At 67.6% G+C, this 18,490-nt stretch carries 23 protein-coding genes; 10 read left to right on the top strand and 13 right to left on the bottom strand.

Annotated elements, in window-relative coordinates; genetic code table 11:
- Positions 1 to 168 precede the first annotated feature (168 nt).
- Genes K2Y56_RS08240 through lpxK form a run of 3 tightly spaced genes read left to right on the top strand, consistent with a single transcriptional unit; the run spans position 169 to position 3,216 of the window.
- Complete coding sequence (locus K2Y56_RS08240) at positions 169 to 891, top strand: lysophospholipid acyltransferase family protein (RefSeq protein ID WP_292506879.1); 723 nt, start codon at positions 169 to 171, stop codon at positions 889 to 891.
- Positions 888 to 2,195: a 3-deoxy-D-manno-octulosonic acid transferase gene (locus K2Y56_RS08235; RefSeq protein WP_292506877.1), complete on the top strand. Its 1,308-nt coding sequence runs from the start codon at positions 888 to 890 to the stop codon at positions 2,193 to 2,195. The genes K2Y56_RS08240 and K2Y56_RS08235 overlap by 4 nt, the downstream gene beginning before the upstream one ends.
- 10 nt (positions 2,196 to 2,205) lie before the next feature.
- Positions 2,206 to 3,216 (top strand): tetraacyldisaccharide 4'-kinase, encoded by a 1,011-nt coding sequence (lpxK, locus tag K2Y56_RS08230; RefSeq protein ID WP_292506875.1) that lies wholly within the window; start codon positions 2,206 to 2,208, stop codon positions 3,214 to 3,216.
- Here lpxK and K2Y56_RS08225 read toward each other — a convergent pair.
- On the bottom strand, positions 3,213 to 3,434 hold the full coding sequence (locus K2Y56_RS08225) for a DUF2093 domain-containing protein (protein WP_292506873.1): 222 nt from the start codon (positions 3,432 to 3,434) through the stop codon (positions 3,213 to 3,215). The two genes, lpxK and K2Y56_RS08225, sit on opposite strands and share 4 nt — an antisense overlap.
- A 143-nt stretch (positions 3,435 to 3,577) precedes the next feature.
- Between K2Y56_RS08225 and cdd the strand changes: the two genes are divergently transcribed.
- The 4 genes from cdd to deoA are packed head-to-tail and all read left to right on the top strand — an operon-like array spanning position 3,578 to position 6,871.
- Positions 3,578 to 3,988, top strand: a complete 411-nt coding sequence (gene cdd / locus K2Y56_RS08220; protein ID WP_292506871.1) for a cytidine deaminase — start codon at positions 3,578 to 3,580, stop codon at positions 3,986 to 3,988.
- A 5-nt stretch (positions 3,989 to 3,993) separates the two neighbouring features.
- The gene (locus tag K2Y56_RS08215; protein ID WP_292506891.1) at positions 3,994 to 4,821 is read left to right on the top strand and encodes a purine-nucleoside phosphorylase; all 828 of its coding nucleotides are present in this window, start codon (positions 3,994 to 3,996) and stop codon (positions 4,819 to 4,821) included.
- A complete protein-coding gene (deoC, locus tag K2Y56_RS08210) occupies positions 4,818 to 5,564 on the top strand; it encodes a deoxyribose-phosphate aldolase (RefSeq protein WP_292506869.1) in 747 nt (248 codons plus the stop codon). The genes K2Y56_RS08215 and deoC overlap by 4 nt, the downstream gene beginning before the upstream one ends.
- Positions 5,561 to 6,871: a thymidine phosphorylase gene (gene deoA, locus K2Y56_RS08205; RefSeq protein WP_292506867.1), complete on the top strand. Its 1,311-nt coding sequence runs from the start codon at positions 5,561 to 5,563 to the stop codon at positions 6,869 to 6,871. Before deoC ends, deoA begins: the two co-directional genes overlap by 4 nt.
- Before the next feature lie 19 nt (positions 6,872 to 6,890).
- Here the strand turns inward: deoA and K2Y56_RS08200 are convergent, their stop codons facing one another.
- The 4 genes from K2Y56_RS08200 to dnaK form a co-directional block, all read right to left on the bottom strand.
- Positions 6,891 to 7,205 carry a hypothetical protein gene (locus tag K2Y56_RS08200; protein WP_292506865.1) on the bottom strand — a complete coding sequence of 105 codons (315 nt, stop codon included), beginning with the start codon at positions 7,203 to 7,205 and terminating at the stop codon, positions 6,891 to 6,893.
- A 112-nt stretch (positions 7,206 to 7,317) separates the two neighbouring features.
- The gene (locus K2Y56_RS08195; protein WP_292506863.1) at positions 7,318 to 7,968 is read right to left on the bottom strand and encodes a phospholipid methyltransferase; all 651 of its coding nucleotides are present in this window, start codon (positions 7,966 to 7,968) and stop codon (positions 7,318 to 7,320) included.
- A 200-nt stretch (positions 7,969 to 8,168) separates the two neighbouring features.
- Complete coding sequence (gene dnaJ, locus K2Y56_RS08190) at positions 8,169 to 9,329, bottom strand: molecular chaperone DnaJ (RefSeq protein WP_292506861.1); 1,161 nt, start codon at positions 9,327 to 9,329, stop codon at positions 8,169 to 8,171.
- A gap of 132 nt (positions 9,330 to 9,461) precedes the next feature.
- Positions 9,462 to 11,378, bottom strand: a complete 1,917-nt coding sequence (gene dnaK / locus K2Y56_RS08185; RefSeq protein ID WP_292506859.1) for a molecular chaperone DnaK — start codon at positions 11,376 to 11,378, stop codon at positions 9,462 to 9,464.
- Positions 11,379 to 11,744: 366 nt separating this feature from the next.
- On the opposite strand from dnaK, the gene K2Y56_RS08180 reads away from it, so the two are divergent.
- The gene (locus K2Y56_RS08180) at positions 11,745 to 12,740 is read left to right on the top strand and encodes a hypothetical protein (protein ID WP_292506857.1); all 996 of its coding nucleotides are present in this window, start codon (positions 11,745 to 11,747) and stop codon (positions 12,738 to 12,740) included.
- A gap of 3 nt (positions 12,741 to 12,743) precedes the next feature.
- On the opposite strand, the gene K2Y56_RS08175 is transcribed toward K2Y56_RS08180, so the two are convergent.
- The 3 genes from K2Y56_RS08175 to K2Y56_RS08165 form a co-directional block, all read right to left on the bottom strand.
- Positions 12,744 to 13,352, bottom strand: a complete 609-nt coding sequence (locus K2Y56_RS08175) for a YqgE/AlgH family protein (RefSeq protein WP_292506854.1) — start codon at positions 13,350 to 13,352, stop codon at positions 12,744 to 12,746.
- A 69-nt stretch (positions 13,353 to 13,421) separates the two neighbouring features.
- Entirely contained in the window at positions 13,422 to 14,141 is a 720-nt protein-coding gene (locus K2Y56_RS08170; protein WP_292506852.1) for a cytochrome c biogenesis protein CcdA, read from the bottom strand.
- Positions 14,142 to 14,193: 52 nt separating this feature from the next.
- A complete protein-coding gene (locus tag K2Y56_RS08165; protein ID WP_292506850.1) occupies positions 14,194 to 14,583 on the bottom strand; it encodes a thioredoxin family protein in 390 nt (129 codons plus the stop codon).
- Between the two features lie 343 nt (positions 14,584 to 14,926).
- On the opposite strand from K2Y56_RS08165, the gene K2Y56_RS08160 reads away from it, so the two are divergent.
- Positions 14,927 to 15,130 (top strand): hypothetical protein, encoded by a 204-nt coding sequence (locus tag K2Y56_RS08160; protein WP_292506849.1) that lies wholly within the window; start codon positions 14,927 to 14,929, stop codon positions 15,128 to 15,130.
- A 59-nt stretch (positions 15,131 to 15,189) separates the two neighbouring features.
- On the opposite strand, the gene K2Y56_RS08155 is transcribed toward K2Y56_RS08160, so the two are convergent.
- The 4 genes from K2Y56_RS08155 to gntA form a co-directional block, all read right to left on the bottom strand.
- Positions 15,190 to 15,777 carry a DNA-3-methyladenine glycosylase gene (locus K2Y56_RS08155; RefSeq protein ID WP_292506847.1) on the bottom strand — a complete coding sequence of 196 codons (588 nt, stop codon included), beginning with the start codon at positions 15,775 to 15,777 and terminating at the stop codon, positions 15,190 to 15,192.
- Positions 15,774 to 16,451, bottom strand: coding sequence for a ribonuclease HI (gene rnhA, locus K2Y56_RS08150; protein ID WP_292506845.1), 678 nt, complete (start codon positions 16,449 to 16,451; stop codon positions 15,774 to 15,776). Before rnhA ends, K2Y56_RS08155 begins: the two co-directional genes overlap by 4 nt.
- Before the next feature lie 81 nt (positions 16,452 to 16,532).
- Positions 16,533 to 17,141 (bottom strand): urea carboxylase-associated family protein, encoded by a 609-nt coding sequence (locus tag K2Y56_RS08145; RefSeq protein WP_292506843.1) that lies wholly within the window; start codon positions 17,139 to 17,141, stop codon positions 16,533 to 16,535.
- Positions 17,131 to 17,838 (bottom strand): guanitoxin biosynthesis heme-dependent pre-guanitoxin N-hydroxylase GntA, encoded by a 708-nt coding sequence (gntA, locus tag K2Y56_RS08140; RefSeq protein ID WP_292506842.1) that lies wholly within the window; start codon positions 17,836 to 17,838, stop codon positions 17,131 to 17,133. The genes K2Y56_RS08145 and gntA overlap by 11 nt, the downstream gene beginning before the upstream one ends.
- A gap of 175 nt (positions 17,839 to 18,013) precedes the next feature.
- Between gntA and K2Y56_RS08135 the strand changes: the two genes are divergently transcribed.
- Positions 18,014 to 18,223, top strand: coding sequence for a hypothetical protein (locus K2Y56_RS08135; RefSeq protein ID WP_292506840.1), 210 nt, complete (start codon positions 18,014 to 18,016; stop codon positions 18,221 to 18,223).
- Between the two features lie 84 nt (positions 18,224 to 18,307).
- Here K2Y56_RS08135 and rpmG read toward each other — a convergent pair whose 3' ends face one another.
- The gene (gene rpmG / locus K2Y56_RS08130; protein WP_292506838.1) at positions 18,308 to 18,475 is read right to left on the bottom strand and encodes a 50S ribosomal protein L33; all 168 of its coding nucleotides are present in this window, start codon (positions 18,473 to 18,475) and stop codon (positions 18,308 to 18,310) included.
- Positions 18,476 to 18,490 lie beyond the last annotated feature (15 nt).

Here is an 18,490-nt window from a genome sequence, read left to right as displayed (position 1 = left end):
GTTAGACACCCGGCGCAGGGGCGCACGATGCTACGACAGGCCGGCAGGACCATCCGGACGACGCCGCCACCGACGCCCCGCAAAGCTGCCTCGGAAGCCTGATATGAGATCAGCCTCGACCGATCGTTCCGGTATCCGCGACACGTTGTGCCGCGACGGCCGGCGGGCATGAGCCTGATCAAACGCATCGGCCGGGCCGCGCCGGTCCAGAACGCCCTTGGCATGCTCGCCGAGCGCTACCTGCGGCTCGTGCGGCGAACCAACCATTTCGTCGTCGAGCCGACGGAGCCCAATGCCTGGCTTGACGGATTGTCGCCCTTCATCGCCGGGATGTGGCACGGCCAGCACACGATGATCTCGTTCATGCGCCGGCCGCACGACCGCATCGCCACCATCATCTCGCGGTCGGCGGACGGCAACGTCAACACCATCACGTTGACCCGCATGGGCGTGAGCGTGATCCGCGCTTCCGGCGCCCGCGGCCGGGCTGTCCGCGACATCCGGGCGAAGGGCGGTGCCGAGGGCCTGCGGGCCATGCTGCGCGCCCTCAAGGACGGCCAGACGGTCGCCTTCAGCGCGGACGTGCCGAAGGTCTCCCGCCGCTGCGACGAAGGCATCCTCACCCTCGCTCGCTTCTCCGGTCGACCGATCGTGCCGGTCGCCGTGGTGACGAGCCGCCACCTGCGCTTCAACAGCTGGGACCGGGCCTGTTTCGGGCTTCCCTTCGGACGCGGTGCGATGGTGTTCGGCGAGCCCATCATGGTTCCGCGCGAGATCGAGCCCGACGCCTTCGAAGTAATCCGTTTGAGGGTGCAGGACGAGATGAACCGCGTTCATGACCGCGCCTACTCCCTGGTCGGACGTCCGGACCGCATCGGGAACCCGCCATGAAGGCGCCCCCTCTCACCGTCGCGCTCAAGGCTTATGGAGCCGGCATCATCCTGGCTGAGCCGGCCCTCGCTGGGCTTCTGGCGTTGCGCGCTCGGCGTGGCAAGGAGGATCCCGCTCGCTTGCCCGAGCGCAAGGGCTTGGCTGGCCGCCTGCGCCCGAAGGGACGGTTGTGCTGGATGCACGGAGCGAGCATCGGCGAGGCCCTGTCGCTGGTCGGCCTCGTCGATGGGATGATCGCGCGCGGGTTCTCTGTCCTGGTGACGACGGGCACCCGCAGCGCGGCGGAACTCATCGGCGGCCGGCTGCCGCCGCAGGCGTTCCACCAATACGTCCCCCTCGACGCATCGCGCTGGGTGGCACGCTTCCTCGATCATTGGCGGCCCGATCTCGCCTTGGTCGCGGAATCCGAGATCTGGCCGAACACCGTCATGGCCTTGCACGCCCGCGGCATCCCGCTCCTCGTCGTCAACGGTCGCATGTCGGAGCGATCCTTCAAGGGCTGGAGCCGTTCGCCGCGTACCGCCGAAGCCCTGCTGTCTCGGATTGCGGTATGCCTCACGCAGACCAAGGACGACGCAGAGCGCTTCGCCCGTCTCGGTGCACCGCGGGTGAGCGTCACCGGCAACCTGAAATACGACTCGGCCGTGCCCGTGGTCGATCACAGTCATCTTGCGCACCTGAGCAGCATCGTCGGCGAGCGACCGGTCTGGGTCGCCGCGAGCACCCATCCGGGCGAGGACGCGATGGTAGGGCAGGTGCATCTCGCGCTGAGATCCGCTCTGCCGAACCTTCTCACTATCCTTGTGCCGCGCCACCCTCACCGCGGCCCCGACATCGCGCGCGACATCGCGGCGACAGGCCTGCGCACCGCTCGCCGCTCCCAGGGCGGTTGGCCACATGGGGCCGTCGACCTCTACGTTGCCGACACCCTCGGGGAACTCGGGCTGTTCTATCGCTTGAGCCCCCTCGTCTTCCTCGGTGGCTCCCTGGTGCCCCATGGCGGTCAGAACCCGATCGAGCCGACCCGGCTCGCCGCCGCTGTCCTGCACGGCCCGCATGTCGAGAATTTCACGCAGGTCTACGGTGCCCTCGACGCTGCGGGCGGCGCGCTGCCGGTGGCGGACGAGCAGGACCTCGCCGTGGCGGTCGGCGATCTCCTGCGCGATCCCAACCGCCTGCGGGCGATCGCGGCATCCGGCCAGACCGCCCTGCGGCCGTTCGAGGGCGCCCTCGACCGCACCCTTGCGGTGATCGACCCCTTCATCGCCCAGATGAAGCTCACGGCCATGGCCTCGGCCTCGTGACCCGGTCCTGATGCGTGCGCCGGCCTTCTGGGAGGCTTCCCCGAGCCACCCGGCCGCACGGCTGCTCAGCCCGCTCGGCTCGTTCTATGGCCTGTTCACGGCGGCCAGAATGGATCGTCCCGGAGCTACCGGCCCTTGCCCCGTCATTTGCGTTGGCAACCTGACCCTCGGCGGCGCCGGCAAGACCCCGACCGCCCTGGCGATCGCCGCGATGCTGCGTGGCCTCGGCGCGGCCCCTGCCTTCCTCACCCGCGGCTACGGCGGACGCCTTCCCGGTCCGGTGCTGGTCGATGCCGGCCGGCACGATGCGGCCGAGATCGGCGACGAGGCCCTCCTGCTCACCCGCGAGGCGATGACCGTCGTCGCCCGCGACCGACCTGCCGGCGCTCGCCTCTGCGTCGTCTCCGGCGCATCCGTCGTCGTCATGGATGACGGGCTTCAGAACCCGAGTCTGATGAAGGACCTCGCCCTCGCCGTGGTGGATGCGGGGGCGGGCATCGGCAACGGGCTACCTTTTCCGGCGGGTCCCCTGAGGGTCCCGCTCGACCGCCAGTGGCGCCACGTCGATGCAATGGTGCTCGTGGGCGAGGGATCGGCCGGGGAGGCGGTGGCCGATCTTGCGGCCGCAAGAGGGTTGCCGATCTTCCGGGCCCGGCTGGTGCCGCACCACTCCGCTCGCGAACTTGCCGGACGCTGCCTCCTGCCCTTCGCCGGCATCGGGCGGCCGTCAAAGTTCTTCGCGACTTTGCGCGAGGCCGGGGCCGAACTGTCGGGCGAACGCAGCTTCCCGGATCACCATCCCTATCGCGACAGCGACCTCACGAGCCTCGTCGCCGAGGCGCGGAAACTCGGCGCCGACCTGATCACGACGCAGAAGGATGCGGTGCGCCTGCCGAAGTCGTTCGTCGGTCGGGTCGAGACGCTGGCGGTGTCGCTGCGCTTCGCCGACGAAGTTGCGGTGATGGCTTTGCTGCGCACGAAGCTTCTTGCATTCGGGCGGAGAGTGCCGCGCTCGTCCTAGTCGTTCCTCTGGCTCATCCCCAGCCGTTGCATCACCGCCTCGGGCGTCGCGTAGGCCTCCTGGCGCTCGACGCTCCAGTAGCGCAGGTCGTCGAGGGGGATCGGCGCGCCCGTCACGGCACAGCGCACGAAGGTGCCCGGCTTGATCACCCGCATGGTGCCGTCGCCGTATTCAACGACGGCCTCCCCTGGGCCACCCCGATCGTATCGACCCAGCATTGTCCTCACCCGGTCCAGAAACCTGCTCCCACATCTTCTTAAGAGCCCGGCCGAACGTTGTCGACGCGACGGGTCTCGACAGGCCCCTGGGCTTGGTGCCTAACGTGGTCCATGAACCTCATGCCTTTCCGGACAAACGATCCATGAACGGCAGCGCCGAGGCGCTCTCCGCACTCTTCGCCGCCGCGCAGGCGGCGCGCGAGCGGGCCTATGCCCCCTATTCGCGCTTCCGCGTCGGCGCGGCCGTCCTTGATGAGGCGGGGGCCGTCCATGCCGGCTGCAATGTCGAGAACGCGGCCTACCCGGTCGGCACCTGCGCCGAGGCCGGGGCCATCGCCACGATGATCGCGAATGGCGGAAAGCGGATCACGGCGATCCTCGTCCTCGGCGACGGACCGGCTCTGGTGACGCCCTGTGGCGCCTGCCGGCAGCGCATCCGCGAATTCGCCGATCCCACGACGGACATCCACGTCGCCGGCCCGGAAGGCGTGCGAAGGAGCTTCACCCTGGAGGCGCTCCTGCCCGCCTCCTTCGGACCGGACAACCTCGCGTGACCGCGATCGGCGACGACGCCGTCGCGGCCGCCGCAGCGTACATCGTGGAGCGAGGCTTTGCCGGCCCCTATGCCTGCGCGATCGTCACCGGCACCGGGCTCGGCGCCCTCGTCGCCTGCCTCGACGATCGTGTCTCGCTGCCATATCGCGAGATCCCCGGCTTCCCGGCACCGCGGGTCAGCGGTCATGGCGGTACGCTTCACCGCGGCCTGATCGCGGGGCGGCCGGTGCTGGCCTACGAGGGCCGTGCTCACGCCTATGAGACGGGTGACGCCGCGGCGATGCGTGTGCCCGTCGGTCTCGCCTCGATGTTCGGCGCCGGTGCGCTCCTCCTTACCAATGCCTCGGGCTCGCTGATGCCGCAGGCCGGCCCCGGCAGCCTCGTTGCGCTCAGCGACCACATCAATCTTTCAGGGCTCAATCCGCTCATCGGCGAGTCGAGCGATGCCCGTTTCGTGCCGATGGTCGGGGCCTATGACGAAGGTCTCCGGAACGACCTGTTGGCTGCCGCCAAGGCCTGCGGCATCGCCCTGCACGAGGGCGTCTATGCCTGGTTCTCGGGGCCGAGCTTCGAGACCCCTGCAGAGGTGCGGATGGCCGGGCTCCTCGGGGCCGACCTCGTCGGCATGTCCACCGTACCGGAAGTGATTTTCGCCCGCTTCTTCGGACTGAAAGTCGCTGCCGTTTCGGTCGTCACCAACCTCGCCGCCGGCATCGGCGGCGGCGATCCCCATCATGCCGAGACCAAGGCGCAGGCTGGAGCCGCGGTCGACGACCTCGCCCGCCTGTTCGAAGCCTTCGTCGCGAGACTGCCAGGAGGTTCAAAAGGATGACGCCGTCCGAACAGGCCGCCTTCGCCCGGCGCGCCCTCCCGCTCCTCGACCTCACGGATCTGAGCGATTCCTGCACCGAGACCGGTATCGATGCCCTCTGCGCCAAGGCCCGTGCCGGTGGCGCGGCGGCGATCTGTGTCTGGCCGCAATTCGTCACCCGCGGGGCTCGCGCGCTCGCGGGAACCGGCATCGCGATCGCCACCGTCATCAATTTCCCGAAGGGCGGCGAGGATGTCGAGCGCGCCGTCGAGGACACCGAGGAGGCGCTGGGTGACGGAGCGCAGGAGATCGACCTCGTCCTCCCCTATCGCGCCTTCCTGCAGGGCGACGAGAGGCCGGCGCGCGAGATGATCGAGGCGGTCCGCGGTCTCTGCGACGGCGACCGTCTGCTCAAGGTCATCCTCGAAACCGGTGAGTTGAGGTCGCCGGAGGCGATCACCGCCGCGAGCCGGCTCGCCCTGGAGGCGGGCGCGGATTTTCTGAAGACCTCCACCGGCAAGAGCCCGGTCTCCGCGACGCTCGACGCCGCGAGCGCGATGCTGACTGTCATCCGCGACCATCGTGGTGCCCGGCCGGCCGGACTCAAGATCTCCGGCGGCCTGCGCAGCCTCGCCGATGCCGAGCCCTATCTCGCCCTCGCCGACACCGTGATGGGGCCGAACTGGGCGAGCCCGGCGCGCTTCCGCTTCGGGGCGAGCAGCCTCTATGCCGAACTCGTTGCCGCGAGGGATGCCGTTCCATGAAGCTGCCCCAGGAACTCATCCGGGCCAAGCGCGACGGGCAGGTTCTCGATGCGGAGGAGATCGAAGCCTTCATCGCGGGCCTCACCGACGGCCGCGTTACCGAAGGCCAGGCTGCGGCCTTCGCCATGGCGGTGTTCTTTCGCGGGTTGTCGCTCCCAGAGCGCGTGGCACTCACCCGCGCGATGACGCGATCGGGAACCGTGCTCGCCTGGGACCTGCCCGGCCCGGTTCTCGACAAACATTCGAGCGGCGGCGTCGGCGACACGGTTAGCCTGCCGCTCGCGCCGATGGTGGCGGCCTGCGGCGGCTACGTGCCGATGATCTCGGGGCGCGGCCTCGGCCATACCGGCGGTACCCTCGACAAGCTCGCCAGCATCCCGGGCTACGACGTCGCCCCCGACCTCGACCGATTCCGGGCGGTGGTGCGCGAGTCGGGCTGCGCCATCATCGGGCAGACCGCCGACCTCGCCCCTGCCGACCGTCGGCTCTATGCCATCAGGGACGTCACCGGAACGGTCGAGTCCCTCGATCTCATCACCGCCTCGATCCTCTCGAAGAAGCTCGCCGCCGGGCTCGACGGGCTGGTGATGGACGTGAAGACCGGCTCCGGCGCCTTCATGGCGAGCCTCGATGATGCGCGCGGGCTTGCGGAGAGCATCGTCGGCGTGGCGAACGGCGCCGGCTTGCGCACCGTTGCTCTAATCACCGACATGGATGCGCCGCTCGCTTCGTCGGCCGGCAATGCGTTGGAGGTCGCCTACGCGCTGGATTACCTCACCGGACAGTTGCGCGAACCGGCTTTCCACGCAGTGACGGTGGCGCTCGGGGCCGAGATGCTGGTGCTGGGCGGCCTCGCTCCCGACCTTGCGGAGGCCTCGGCGCGACTCGAAAAAGCGCTGTTGTCAGGCAAGGCGGCAGAGTGCTTCGGACGTATGGTTGCGGCACTCGGCGGCCCCGCCGACCTGGCCGAGAGAGCAGGGGAATACCTGCCGGAGGCGCCGGTCGTCAGGTCTGTTCACCCAAAGGAGCCGGGCATCGTCGCTACGATCGCGACGCGCGAACTCGGCCTTGCCGTCATCGGGCTCGGCGGCGGACGTACGCGGCCACAGGACGATATCGATCCGGCCGTCGGGCTCGCCAGGCTGGCGCGCCCGGGGGAGGAGGTCGGGCCGGGCCGGGCCCTCGGCATCGTCCACGCCCGGTCCGAGAACGAGGCGGACGAGGCGGAGGCGGCGTTGCGCGCCGCCTACGCTGTCGGTTCAGATCGCCCGGCCACCGGTGCCGCCATCATCACGCGGATCGGATGACGGCACCGGGACACGCCCTTCAATAGCGGTAATAGCCGCGATGACCGCCGTGGCGATGACCATGGTGGTGGTGCCGATGGCCCCAACCGTGATCCCGATGGCCCCAGCCGCGATGACGGTGGTGACCGCCCCAACCGCGGCGGTAGCCGTAATCATCATGGCGTCCCCAGCCATACTGCACCGGGACAATCCCGGCCTCGGCCGGCTGACCGACGAGAACTGAAGCCGCGGGGAGCGGTGCCGCTTGAGCTCCGCCGGAAGCGAGACCCGCGAGGGTTAGTGCTGCGGCAGCCAAGCCGCCGCGGACGAAACGGTTGAGATGACGAGAGACCATGACGGTATTCCTGTCTGCTGCCGCCGAGAGAGCCTCGGCTTGACTCCAGGATTACCGGGCTTTCGCTGAACGCCGTCCGTCCTCCGAATTCATCGAGCGTTGTGCAAATCCGTCAGGGCCGGCGGTAGACCCAGACCCGGGCCGGCGGCAGGTTGAGCCAGACCTTGTTGGAGCGGCTCGCCATATAGCTGCCGGCATCGCAGCGCTTCGGGATCGGCGGCACGAGCGCATAGGTGAACTGCACGAATGGCGCGCTCGGCTGCATCAGGTCGTGGGCCGCATTGAGCAGGCTGAGCCGCTGCTCAAGGGGCTTCGTGAACAGCGGCAGGCTGGAGATCGTGGCGGCGCCCTTGGCCGACAGCAGCGGGCCGGCCGTTTCGCGGATCGCGTATGCGTCGCCCTGGACGATCGTCGCCCGCGGAAAGCGCCGCTCGAGGAGGTCGCAGAAGTCCGGGTTGTACTCGATCAGGATCAGCCGTTCCTGCGCGATGCCACGGCGCACCAGGGCATCGGTCACAGGGCCGGTGCCCGGTCCCAGCTCGATCACAGGCCCGTCGACCCTCGGATCGACATAGGACGCCATCGTCCTCGCCAGCATCTTGCCCGACGGTGTCACCGAACCCGTGACAAGGGGGCGCTCGAACCAGGAGCGAAGGAACCGGGCTTCGTCCTCCAGCGGGTCGCGCCGCGCGCTGATCGACTGCGTCGCGACGAAAGCCTTGTCGCGGGAGGATTTGGCGTTCGAGCGGCGAAGCGACGGCAAGACCCAACGTCCTCAGGTTGCTGACGATACGGGAAGGCTAGACGACGAAAGAGGTGACACAGTCAAGCTGCCGCCAACAGGGCAAGAGACAAGCCAACAGGCGACGAGCGCAACCGCGGCTTCCATCGCATAACCGTCTCGGTCGATTTTTGATCCAGACGCTGAAGAAGGGTTTCTCTGGCCCTCAGGAATTTCGTTCCTCAAGGTCTGGCAGTCCCGCTGAGTCCGCCGAGGAAATCTCGCATCTTCGAGAAGAAGCCTGCGCTTTCCGGGTGGGTCTCGTCCGAGGCCGATTGGTCGAATTCCTGCAGCAACTCGCGCTGACGCTTGGTCAGGCTCTGCGGAGTCTCGACGAAGACCTGGATGTAGAGGTCGCCGACATCGCGAGAGCGAAGAACCGGCATCCCCTTGCCCTTGATGCGGAACTGTTTGGCCGTCTGGGTGCCGGCCGGAATACGCACCTGGGTCTGGGTGCCGTCGATCACCGGCACGGTGATGTCGCCGGACAGAGCCGCGGTGACCATCGAGATCGGCACGCGGCAAAACAGATCGGCGCCGTCGCGCTGGAAGAAGGTGTGCGGCTTGATCGAGAGGAAGACGTAGAGGTCGCCGGCCGGGCCGCCGCGCTGGCCGCTCTCGCCCTCGCCGGCGAGGCGGATGCGCAGTCCGTCATCGACGCCGGCGGGCACGTTGATCGAGAGCGTGCGCTCGCGGGTAAGCCGCCCGGCGCCGCTGCAGGTCGTGCAGGGATCGTCGACGATCTCGCCGCGGCCGTGGCAGTTCGGGCAGGTCCGCTCGATGGCGAAGAAGCCCTGCGCCGCACGAACCCGGCCGTAGCCGCCGCAGGTTGTGCAGGGCCGCGGCTTCGAGCCGGGCTTGGCGCCGGTGCCACTGCAGGTATCGCAGCTGATCGCGGTCGGGATCGTGATCGTCTCGGTCTTGCCGGAGAAGGCCTCCTCCAGCGTGATCTCGAGGTTGTAGCGCAGGTCCGCACCGCGCTCGCGGCCGGGCGTCGGGCGCCCGCCGCGACCCGCGCCGGCGGCACCGCGGCCGTCGCCGAAGAAGTTGTCGAAGATGTCCGACATGAAGTCGCCGAACTCGTTTCCGAATCCGGGCCCGCCTGGACCTCCACCCTGGCTGAAGGCGGCGTGGCCGAAGCGGTCATAGGCTGCACGCTTCTGTCCGTCGGAGAGGCACTGGTAGGCCTCGTTGAGCTCCTTGAACTTGAGCTCGGCCTCCTTGTCGCCAGGGTTGCGGTCCGGGTGGTAGACCATGGCGAGCTTGCGGAAAGCCGACTTCATCTCGCCGTCGGACGCGGTCTTTGAGACGCCCAGGATCTCGTAATAGTCCCGCTTCGACATGCCTGCCCTCAGGTCCGCACAAGCCGATCCCCGGACTTGGAGGGTCCAGGGATCAGGCCGTCATCGTTCTCGTGTGATCAGCGACGAAAGGGCAGGCTCTCGCCCGCCCCTTCTGCGTTCTTCAAAGAAGCCTTATGCGCGCTTCTTCTGATCCTTGTCATCGACTTCCTGGAAGTCGGCGTCGATGACGTCCTCCTTCTTCGGATCGGTGCCGGCAGCGGCCTCAGGGCCGCCCTCCGGCGTCTGGCTCGCGGCGTACATCGCCTCGCCGAGCTTCATCGATGCCTGCATCAGGTCCGTGGTGCGAGCCTTGATGACGTCGACGTCGTCGCCTTCGAGAGCGGTGCGAAGCGCCGTCATCGCGGTCTCGATGCCATCCCGGTCGCCCTGCGAGACCTTGTCGCCGTACTCCTTCACCGACTTCTCGGTGGCATGGATAAGGCTCTCGCCCTGGTTCTTCACCTCGACGACTTCGCGACGCTTCTTGTCCGCCTCGGCATTGGCCTCGGCGTCCTTGACCATCTTCTCGATGTCGGCGTCCGAGAGGCCACCGGAAGCCTGGATGCGGATCTGGTGCTCCTTGTTCGTCGCCTTGTCCTTGGCCGTCACGTTGACGATGCCGTTGGCGTCGATGTCGAAGGTCACCTCGATCTGCGGCAGGCCGCGCGGAGCCGGCGGGATGCCGACGAGGTCGAACTGGCCGAGCAGCTTGTTGTCGGCTGCCATCTCGCGCTCACCCTGGAAGACCCGGATGGTGACTGCGTTCTGGTTGTCCTCAGCCGTCGAGAACGTCTGGGACTTCTTCGTCGGGATCGTGGTGTTGCGGTCGATGAGCCGGGTGAACACGCCGCCGAGCGTCTCGATGCCGAGCGACAGCGGCGTCACGTCGAGGAGCAGCACGTCCTTGACGTCGCCCTGGAGCACGCCGGCCTGGACCGCGGCGCCGATCGCCACGACCTCGTCCGGGTTGACGCCCTTATGGGGCTCCTTTCCGAAAAAGGCTTTGACCACCTCCTGGACCTTGGGCATGCGGATCATGCCGCCGACGAGCACGACCTCGTCGATCTCGCTCGCCGACACGCCGGCATCCTTTAGCGCCTTGCGGCAGGGCTCCATCGTGCGCTGAACGAGGTCGTCGACCAAGCTCTCGAACTTGGCGCGGCTGAGCTTCAGCGCGAGGTGCTTCGGCCCGGTGGCATCGGCGGTGATGTAGGGCAGGTTGATCTCGGTCTGGGTGGCCGAGGACAACTCGATCTTCGCCTTCTCGGCAGCCTCCTTGAGGCGCTGGAGGGCGAGCTTGTCCTTGGTCAGGTCGATGCCCTGCTCGCGCTTGAACTCGGTGGTCAGGTACTCGACCACGCGGTTGTCGAAATCCTCGCCGCCGAGGAAGGTATCGCCGTTCGTCGACTTCACCTCGAATACGCCGTCGCCGATCTCGAGGATCGAGACGTCGAAGGTGCCACCGCCAAGGTCGTAGACCGCGATGGTGCCGGACTTCTTCTTGTCGAGGCCGTAGGCGAGGGCGGCAGCCGTCGGCTCGTTGATGATGCGCAGCACCTCGAGCCCGGCGATCCTGCCGGCATCCTTGGTGGCCTGACGCTGGGCGTCGTTGAAGTAGGCCGGCACCGTGATGACGGCCTGCGTCACCGGCTGGCCGAGATGCGCCTCGGCCGTCTCCTTCATCTTCTGTAGCGTGAAGGCGGAGATCTGCGAGGGCGAGTACTTCTTGCCGTCGGCCTCGACCCATGCGTCGCCGTTGTCGCCCTTGGCGATCTTGTAGGGGACGAGGCCCTTGTCCTTCTGGGTCATCGGGTCGTCGTAGGTACGGCCGATGAGGCGCTTGATCGCGAAGAAGGTGCGCTCTGGGTTCGTCACCGCCTGGCGCTTGGCCGGCTGGCCGACGAGGCGCTCGCCGTCGTCGGTGAAGGCGACGATGGACGGCGTGGTGCGGGCGCCTTCTGCATTCTCGATGACCTTGGGCTGCGTGCCTTCCATGACGGCCACGCACGAATTGGTGGTGCCCAAGTCGATGCCGATAACTTTACCCATGGTGGGATCCCTCTGTTGGTGTTCTGCAAGCAGACCGCCGAGCCCCGAAGCAGCTCGGCCCATGGCGGTGCGTACTGGAATTCGTGAGAACGGGGCCGATCCGGATCGCGTGACCGAAACGGTCGAATCCGGGTCTTAATCCCGCGCCCCGTCGGATATAAGAAGGTGTATGCGGGGCCGCAAGACGAGCCGCCGGCAATGGTTTCGGCCGTTTGCCAGCCCTTCGGACGAAGTTCCGTGCTTGGCGGTCCGTACCAGAGCCTCCGGAACGGTTTGTTGCGGGAACGCCACGCCCGCTCGAACGCTGACGTGTTAATCTCGCTTTAACCTGTCAAGCCTTCCTGCGACACCGGCCCGAAAGTCCTGATGCGTCCGACCCGCGTTTTCCTGCTGACGGCCCTGATCCCGGTCGTGCTTTCCGCAACAGGCCTCGTCGTCACCCCGCGAGCAGCCCTGGCGCAATCCTTCTTCGAAGACCTGTTCGGCATCGGCCGAGGCGCCAAGCCGCCGGTGCCTCCGCGCGGGATTCCAGCGCCACCTCCGCAGGGTCCGCCCGGCGAGCCTGGCGTTCCTAGTATCCCGGCCGAACCTGGTGCGGAATCGAAGCCTGCCGCTCCGGCGCCGGCACGGCCGGTTCTGCTGAAGGTTCCCGCGGAGGACAACGTCTTCGGCCAGGAGCTGATGCGGAACGGCTCCGCCGGGTCGCTCAAGCTCGAACGGGCCGGGAACACCATCGTCGCGCGCGTCACGCTTCCCGGCTCAAAGGTCTCGCAGCCGGCCGAGGCCTGTAAGATCCCGCTCAACGGTGGCGCGCCCATGACGCTGACCAGCGAGGCGCGGGCGGATGGAATTCCGCGGTTCGAGGCGGCGGGGGGCGAGTGCCCGCTGCGGTTCGAGGTTCTGGAGGGTTCCGTCCTGGTGACGGCGCTCTCAAGCACTCCGGTCTGCACCTTCGCGGCGGCCGATTGCGCGACGACGCCTGTGGGCCTCTGGGGACCGGCCGGCGCGACTCTGATCCCGCGCTCGGCCGAGTTGGACACCGCCCGCGGCGTCGCCGACAAGGCGGTGCGCGACAATTATAAGGTGATGACCCAGCGGGCCCGCGGACAGGACATCCGCCCCATCGTGACAGAACAGGCCGCCTTCTCCTCCGATCGAGAGCAACTCTGCCGCAGCTATGCCCGCGAAGGCGCGCACGGCTTCTGTCACGTCCGGATCAGCGAGGCCCGTGCCATCGCGCTCGCGACGCGCCTCGGCGTCACCCCGAGCGCCGCCCCGTCATCGGCGGCGGCTGCCCCGCGGCCCCGCCGCAAGCCGGCGGTCGAGGGGCTCAACCCCGATGCGGCCGGAGTTCCCGACTAGTGGTCAGGCGTGTCCGGCGCTGAGCGAGAGCATGGCCGGATCGATGCCGTTCGACCGCAATATCCGCTCGTACTTGGCGCTAAGCTCCGTGTGGAAGATCAGGTCTGGATCGGCCGGGCAGGTGAGCCAGCCATTGGCCATGATCTCGGTCTCGAGCTGCCCCGGCTGCCAGCCGGCATAACCGAGGGCGAGCACTGCGTTGGCCGGCCCGTCGCCCGTGGCGATAGCCCGCAGGATCTCGACCGTGGCGGTGAGGCAGATGCCGTCGTCGATGAGCAGCGTCGATTGAGCGATATGGAAGTCGTCGCTGTGCAGGACGAAGCCGCGCTTGGCGTCGACCGGGCCGCCCATCAGCACCGGCATGTGGCCGATGCGCTCGCGCAGGCGGATCGCGTCCGATTCTGTCGCGATGTCGAGCTGGACCAAAAGGTCGGGCATGTTCAGGTCGTCGACGGCCTTGTTGAGGATGATCCCCATCGCCCCGTCGGCGGAATGCGCGCAGACATAGATGACGGAGCGAGAGAAACGCTCGTCGAGCAAGCCCGGCATCGCAACCAGGAACTGTCCGTCGAGGTAGCCAGAACTCTCGGTGGTGTGTGCTGACGTCTGCATGGAGGCGATGCTATCCCGCCCGCCCGCTTTGTCCAGCGGACAAAACGCGGTGCACCATTGCGGGATGCCTCAAAAACGGGTGGTCAGGGCCGTCAGCCAATCGGGCGAGGCGGCGACCAATGCGGCTTCGACGCTCTTGTCGATTCCGAGGAGGATCGCCGCGCCGGTGACCACCAGGATCGCACCGAGGGCTGCTTTCAGGCCCTTTCCGATACCCATCATCCGGTCGCGCCAGCGCATCAGCATCTCGCGCGACAGGGTCCCGAGGATGAGGAGCGGCAGGGCAGCTCCGAGCCCGAACAGCAGCATGGTCAGAGCTACGGAACCAAGGTCGCGACCCTGGGAGGCGAGCAGCGAAGCGGCTCCGAGGGTCGGGCCGACACACGGGCTCCAGACGGCGCCGAGCAGCAGGCCGACGCCGAACTGACCCGAGAGACCCGTCGTGGAGATGCCGCCGAAGCGGTTCTCGGTCCAGTCGCTCAACGGACCCGCCGCAACGGCGAGGCGGGTTTGCGCTGCGGGGAGGAGGAGCACCAGCCCGACCGCGACGAGCATGATCGCGGCGACCATCCGGAAGATGCCGGTATCGAGCCCGATCGCAAACCCGATGGTGGCGACGAACAGCCCGATCACCACGAAGGACAGGGCGAGCCCCAGTGCCAGGGCGGCTGGGCCGTAACGGTGCTCGGACGCGGCGGCGCCTAGGACGAGCGGAAGCAGCGGCAGGACGCAGGGCGACAACACCGAGAGGATGCCTGCCACGAAGGCGAGGCCGAGCTCTGCGTTCATCGGCGGGTTCTCCCGCCTACACCGAACATCGAACCTCGTTCCGGGCGCTGGATCACAGCGACTTCTCGATGAGTCCCTCGATCCACTCGGCCTGCGTCTCGCCGACCGAGCGGCCGACTTCCTTCGTCCCCTTGAACACGATCAGCGTGCTCTGCATGCGGGCGTCGAACCGGCGCAGGACGTCCTTCTGGCTGTCGAAATCGACGTCGAAAATCTGCAGGTTCTTGAAGCGCGGATCCCGGACGAGCTTGGCGAGCACCGCCTTCTGCGACTTGCAGATCGGGCACCAGGGCGCGCTGACCTCGACGAGGATCGGCTTGCCGGCTTTCTGTGCCGCCTCGAACGCTTCTGGCGAGAACCGGGCGGAATTCGCCGCATAGCCTGGGCCGGCGAGGACCAGGGAGAGGACGGCGATGAGGGAGAGAAGAGACCGGCGCAGCATCGTGGCGAGCTTTCGTGCGAGGGGCGAGGAAAACCGCGGCGCCTGGAAAGAGGTTCAGCATAGACCGCTCCGAGCGTGCCAATTCCAGTTGCCGAAGGTGCCTGGTGTGATCAAGGGACTGTCCGTGTCCTTGATCACCGATCCAGTTCGCCGATTTTCCGCCGTGGTTACACCTCGTGCTCTGCCCCGGTCCTGCGGACGTCTCGGCCTATGATTGGTTGGGACTACGTCGCGCCCGTGCGGTTCGGCACCGCCGACGTCGGCCCGGAAGCTTAGGGAAATGCCTGGGCAATGCTTGATCGTTAGCTGTTGCCGCATCGATCGAACGGCGACGGTGACTCCGATGAACCTCACTCCCCTGCTTCAGCGCCTCGGCGTCGTCCTCATCGGCCTCGCATTGGCGATGGGCCCGATCGTCGGCGCCAGGGATGTCACCGTCGTCCTCCTCACTGGCGTGCTCCTCCTCGCCTCGTCATGGGCGACGGATCTCGTCCTCATCGGGCGCGGTCGTCTGAACCCCGCTCGCCTTCGCCGCGCCGCGCACTAGAGGCGAGCCGGACTCGGGACATTGCTCGCCCGTCTGGACCCAGTCCTCACCCTAGACCGCTAACGGGGTACCCTCCAGGGCAGGGCGTCCCGAGTCGGCGGGCGGCTGACGAAGCGCGAGCCGGCCGCGAGGAAGCGCCAGGGCCGCTCCACGGCCTGGCTGATGCCGATCCGGCGATCGGCGACGACGTCCACCGGCCCGGCCGCCGTCATCACGGCGAAGCCAGCCTCGGCGAGGGGACGACCGTCATCCGCGCCGGTGATCCCCAGCGCCTGAGTCAGGCGGCCGGGACCGGCGCAGAGGAGATGACGGGTGCTCAAACCGCGCCGGTGTTCCATCGCCTCGATCCCGAAGGCAGGCTCGATTGCCCGGATCAGCACGGCGCTTGCCGGTTCACAGACGAGGTTCAGGCACCAGTGCATGCCGTAGGAGCGGTAGACGTAGGCATGGGCGGGCGGGCCGAACATGCTGGCGTTGCGCCGGGTCGGCCCCTTGACGCTGTGCGAGGCCGGATCGGTGCCGTCATAGGCCTCGGTCTCGACGATGAGGCCCCCCGCCTCCCCCACCGTAAGGGTGCAGCCGATGAGGTCAGCCGCGACCTCGGCCGCAGGCCGTGCGAAGAAGGGAGTGGGAAGCGGAGCGTTCAAGCGACCCCGGCGCCGGATCGCGAAGCCCGAACCCGTGCCATGCCGTCCGGGCCGAGCTCCAGGGCGAGTCGGATCGCATCCTCGACGAAGGCGCGCGGCGTCGTCCCGGCGAGCTTGGCGCGACGCGATAACTCGAGCCCGAGCCCCGCATCGATCGAGACCGGCACCGTGCGAGGCTCGCGGACGGGCTCTGCCGCCTCCGGTGCCGATGGCGCTGCCGGCTCGGATGCGGGAGGAACCGGCAGTCCGAGGGCTTCGCGCCGGCCGCGCGTCGCCAAGCGGTCGGCGCGCTCGTTTCCGTCCTCGCCGGTATGTCCGCGGACCCAGGTCCAACGCACGTCCCGGCGAGAGGCGAGCCCATCGAGCTCCTGCATCAGGTCGATGTTCTTGACCGGTCCGGTGGCGGTGCGCCACCCCCGTGCCTTCCAGCCCTTCATCCATTCGGTGACGGATTTCACGACGTATTGGCTGTCGCAGCGCATCTCGATCGCCGCGCCCTCGGGGAAGTAGGAGAGCGCGCGGATCGCGGCGGTGAGTTCCATCCGGTTGTTGGTGGTTCCGCGCTCCCCGCCGCAGAGCTCGACGGGGCCCTGCGGGTCCGCAATGAAGACACCCCATCCGCCGGGACCGGGGTTGGGATCGCATCCGCCGTCGGCATAGACGATGGTTCGCATGGGCTTTCGACTGACCTGTTCGCGCGGGGCCGTCGCCATAGCACGAACCGGCGGACAGAACAGGTTCGGTGACGCTTGCGATCAGTAAGCCGGAGGCAGGATCTCGTAGCGGATCGGCTTGAAGGCGTAGTTGTTCGATTGCAGAGCCGAGCAGGCCGTGAGCCCGATGACGAGATCCGTCTCCGCCTCGAAGGTGACGCTGTCGCCGGCCCGGCTCAACGGAGCCTCGACCGTGAGGGCGCCCGTGCCGCCATCGACCGTGACGTTCATGAAGACGTTGAAGGCGACGGGGATGCGGTCCGGGGAGATGCCGTAAGGCTCGAGCGCCGCGGCGAGATTGCCGAAGCAACCGCGGTGGGGCGCCTCGTCGCCGTAGATGATCCTGAAGGTGTCGGCCGAACACGGCGTGAGCAGAAAGTCGTGGCGTCCGACGGTGTCCTCGACGATCCTCAGCAGCACGTTGGAGCGGTTGGAATAGATCGGGTCCCCCGTCGTCAGGAAGATCCGGCTGGCATAGTCGAGGGTGCGGCCAGACGAGATGACCTCATCGAGATCGGCCCGCGCAAAGGCGAGGAGGTCCGCGACCTGCTCACCTTCCGGGTCGATCACCTTTAGGCGCTGGCCCTTGTCGAGGGTAAAGGCCGTACCTGACCGGGGAGGGATGTAGCCCCGGACCCTCTCAGGCGGCATCGCGACGGCCCTTGGTGTCGGAAGACCGCCCTTTGAATGGACAGACCCAATCCTGGCCGACGGCGCGGCCGCTGTATTGGCGCGCCTCCGAGGTTTCGCCGTGCCGGGCGATCATCGGGTTCGGCGTGCCGGCGAGAGCAATGTCGCGTTCGAGGATCGAGGCGCGCAGCTTCTCGTAGCGGCCCTCGCGCCTGAGCTGCTCGAACTGAGCGCGCAGATTGAAGATGATCACGGGATGCGAGAACCGTCTCGCAGGCCGGCTTGCCCCTGGATGCAGACCGACGAGGAAGAAGGCCTCGCCGCCGAAGGAGAGCGAAAAGTGCGGATTCTCGGGGTCCGGGTCGACACGGGGATCGTAGTTCTGGCCGAGGAAGCTGTCCTTGTCCGACATCGATTGCGCGCGCGCCCACAGATGCCGCTCGAATTCCTCCTCGGAGAGCTGGTCAGGCCCTTCGAAGATCACGGCAAAGCTCTGGAACAGACCGGGGTCGATCCGGTAGCCAACGATGAAGGCGAGGAGCGCCGGGTAGATCCGCGTGTCGTCCCATCCCGAGGCGATGTCCCTTGCGACGAGGACGCGCATCTGCCCGCGAGAAAGCGCGGATTTCGCGCCGACGCAGGGAAAGTCCGGTTCCTTGATGAAGCTGCGAAGTTCGTTGGCGAGGGGGTGTTCACGGTCGTCGGGCGGCAAACCCATGGAAACGCAGGTTACAAGTTCATGCATACTCAGACCACCGTTCGACTCGTAGGAACCGGGCAACCGGACTCCTGCGGGCGATGTTCCGAGTCTGCGGCGGCCGGGCGCAGGCCACCGGATGGATACCGATGTAAAGGGTAAATGCGCCTCCACCTCGATCTCGACCCCCAGGGACATGAGCGATCGCGCAACCGACATCGCCTTTGTCTCATCAGGTCATGCCGAAGCCATCTCCACGGGCTTGCAGGCGGAGCTCGATCCGGCGACGGCAGCGTGCCTCGTCGCCGTCGGGCCGGCCAACACGGAGAGACGGTTCTGGCGGGTCCGCGACGACAAGCGACTCGGTGCCTGCGCGGCACTGGGGAAGGCGGGCCGATGGCCTTAGGACGCGTCAGCGAGACGACCCACGAAAAAGGCCGCCCCCGGTAGCGGGGCGGCCTGGATCGAACGCGGTCGGGCGAAAAGCCCCTTACTTGATCTTGGCTTCCTTGAACTCGACGTGCTTGCGCGCGACGGGATCGTACTTCTTCATCGACATCTTGTCGGTCTGCGTGCGCGAGTTCTTCTTGGTGACGTAGAAGTACCCGGTGTCGGCAGTGGAGACGAGACGGATCTTGACGGTGACGGCCTTGGCCATGGCGCGGCGCTCCTG

The sequence above is a fragment of the Methylobacterium sp. genome (assembly GCF_019745455.1).
Lineage (GTDB): Bacteria > Pseudomonadota > Alphaproteobacteria > Rhizobiales > Beijerinckiaceae > Methylobacterium.
The sequence above is the reverse complement of the archived record's forward strand: the minus strand, read 5'-3'. Positions and strand labels throughout refer to the sequence as shown.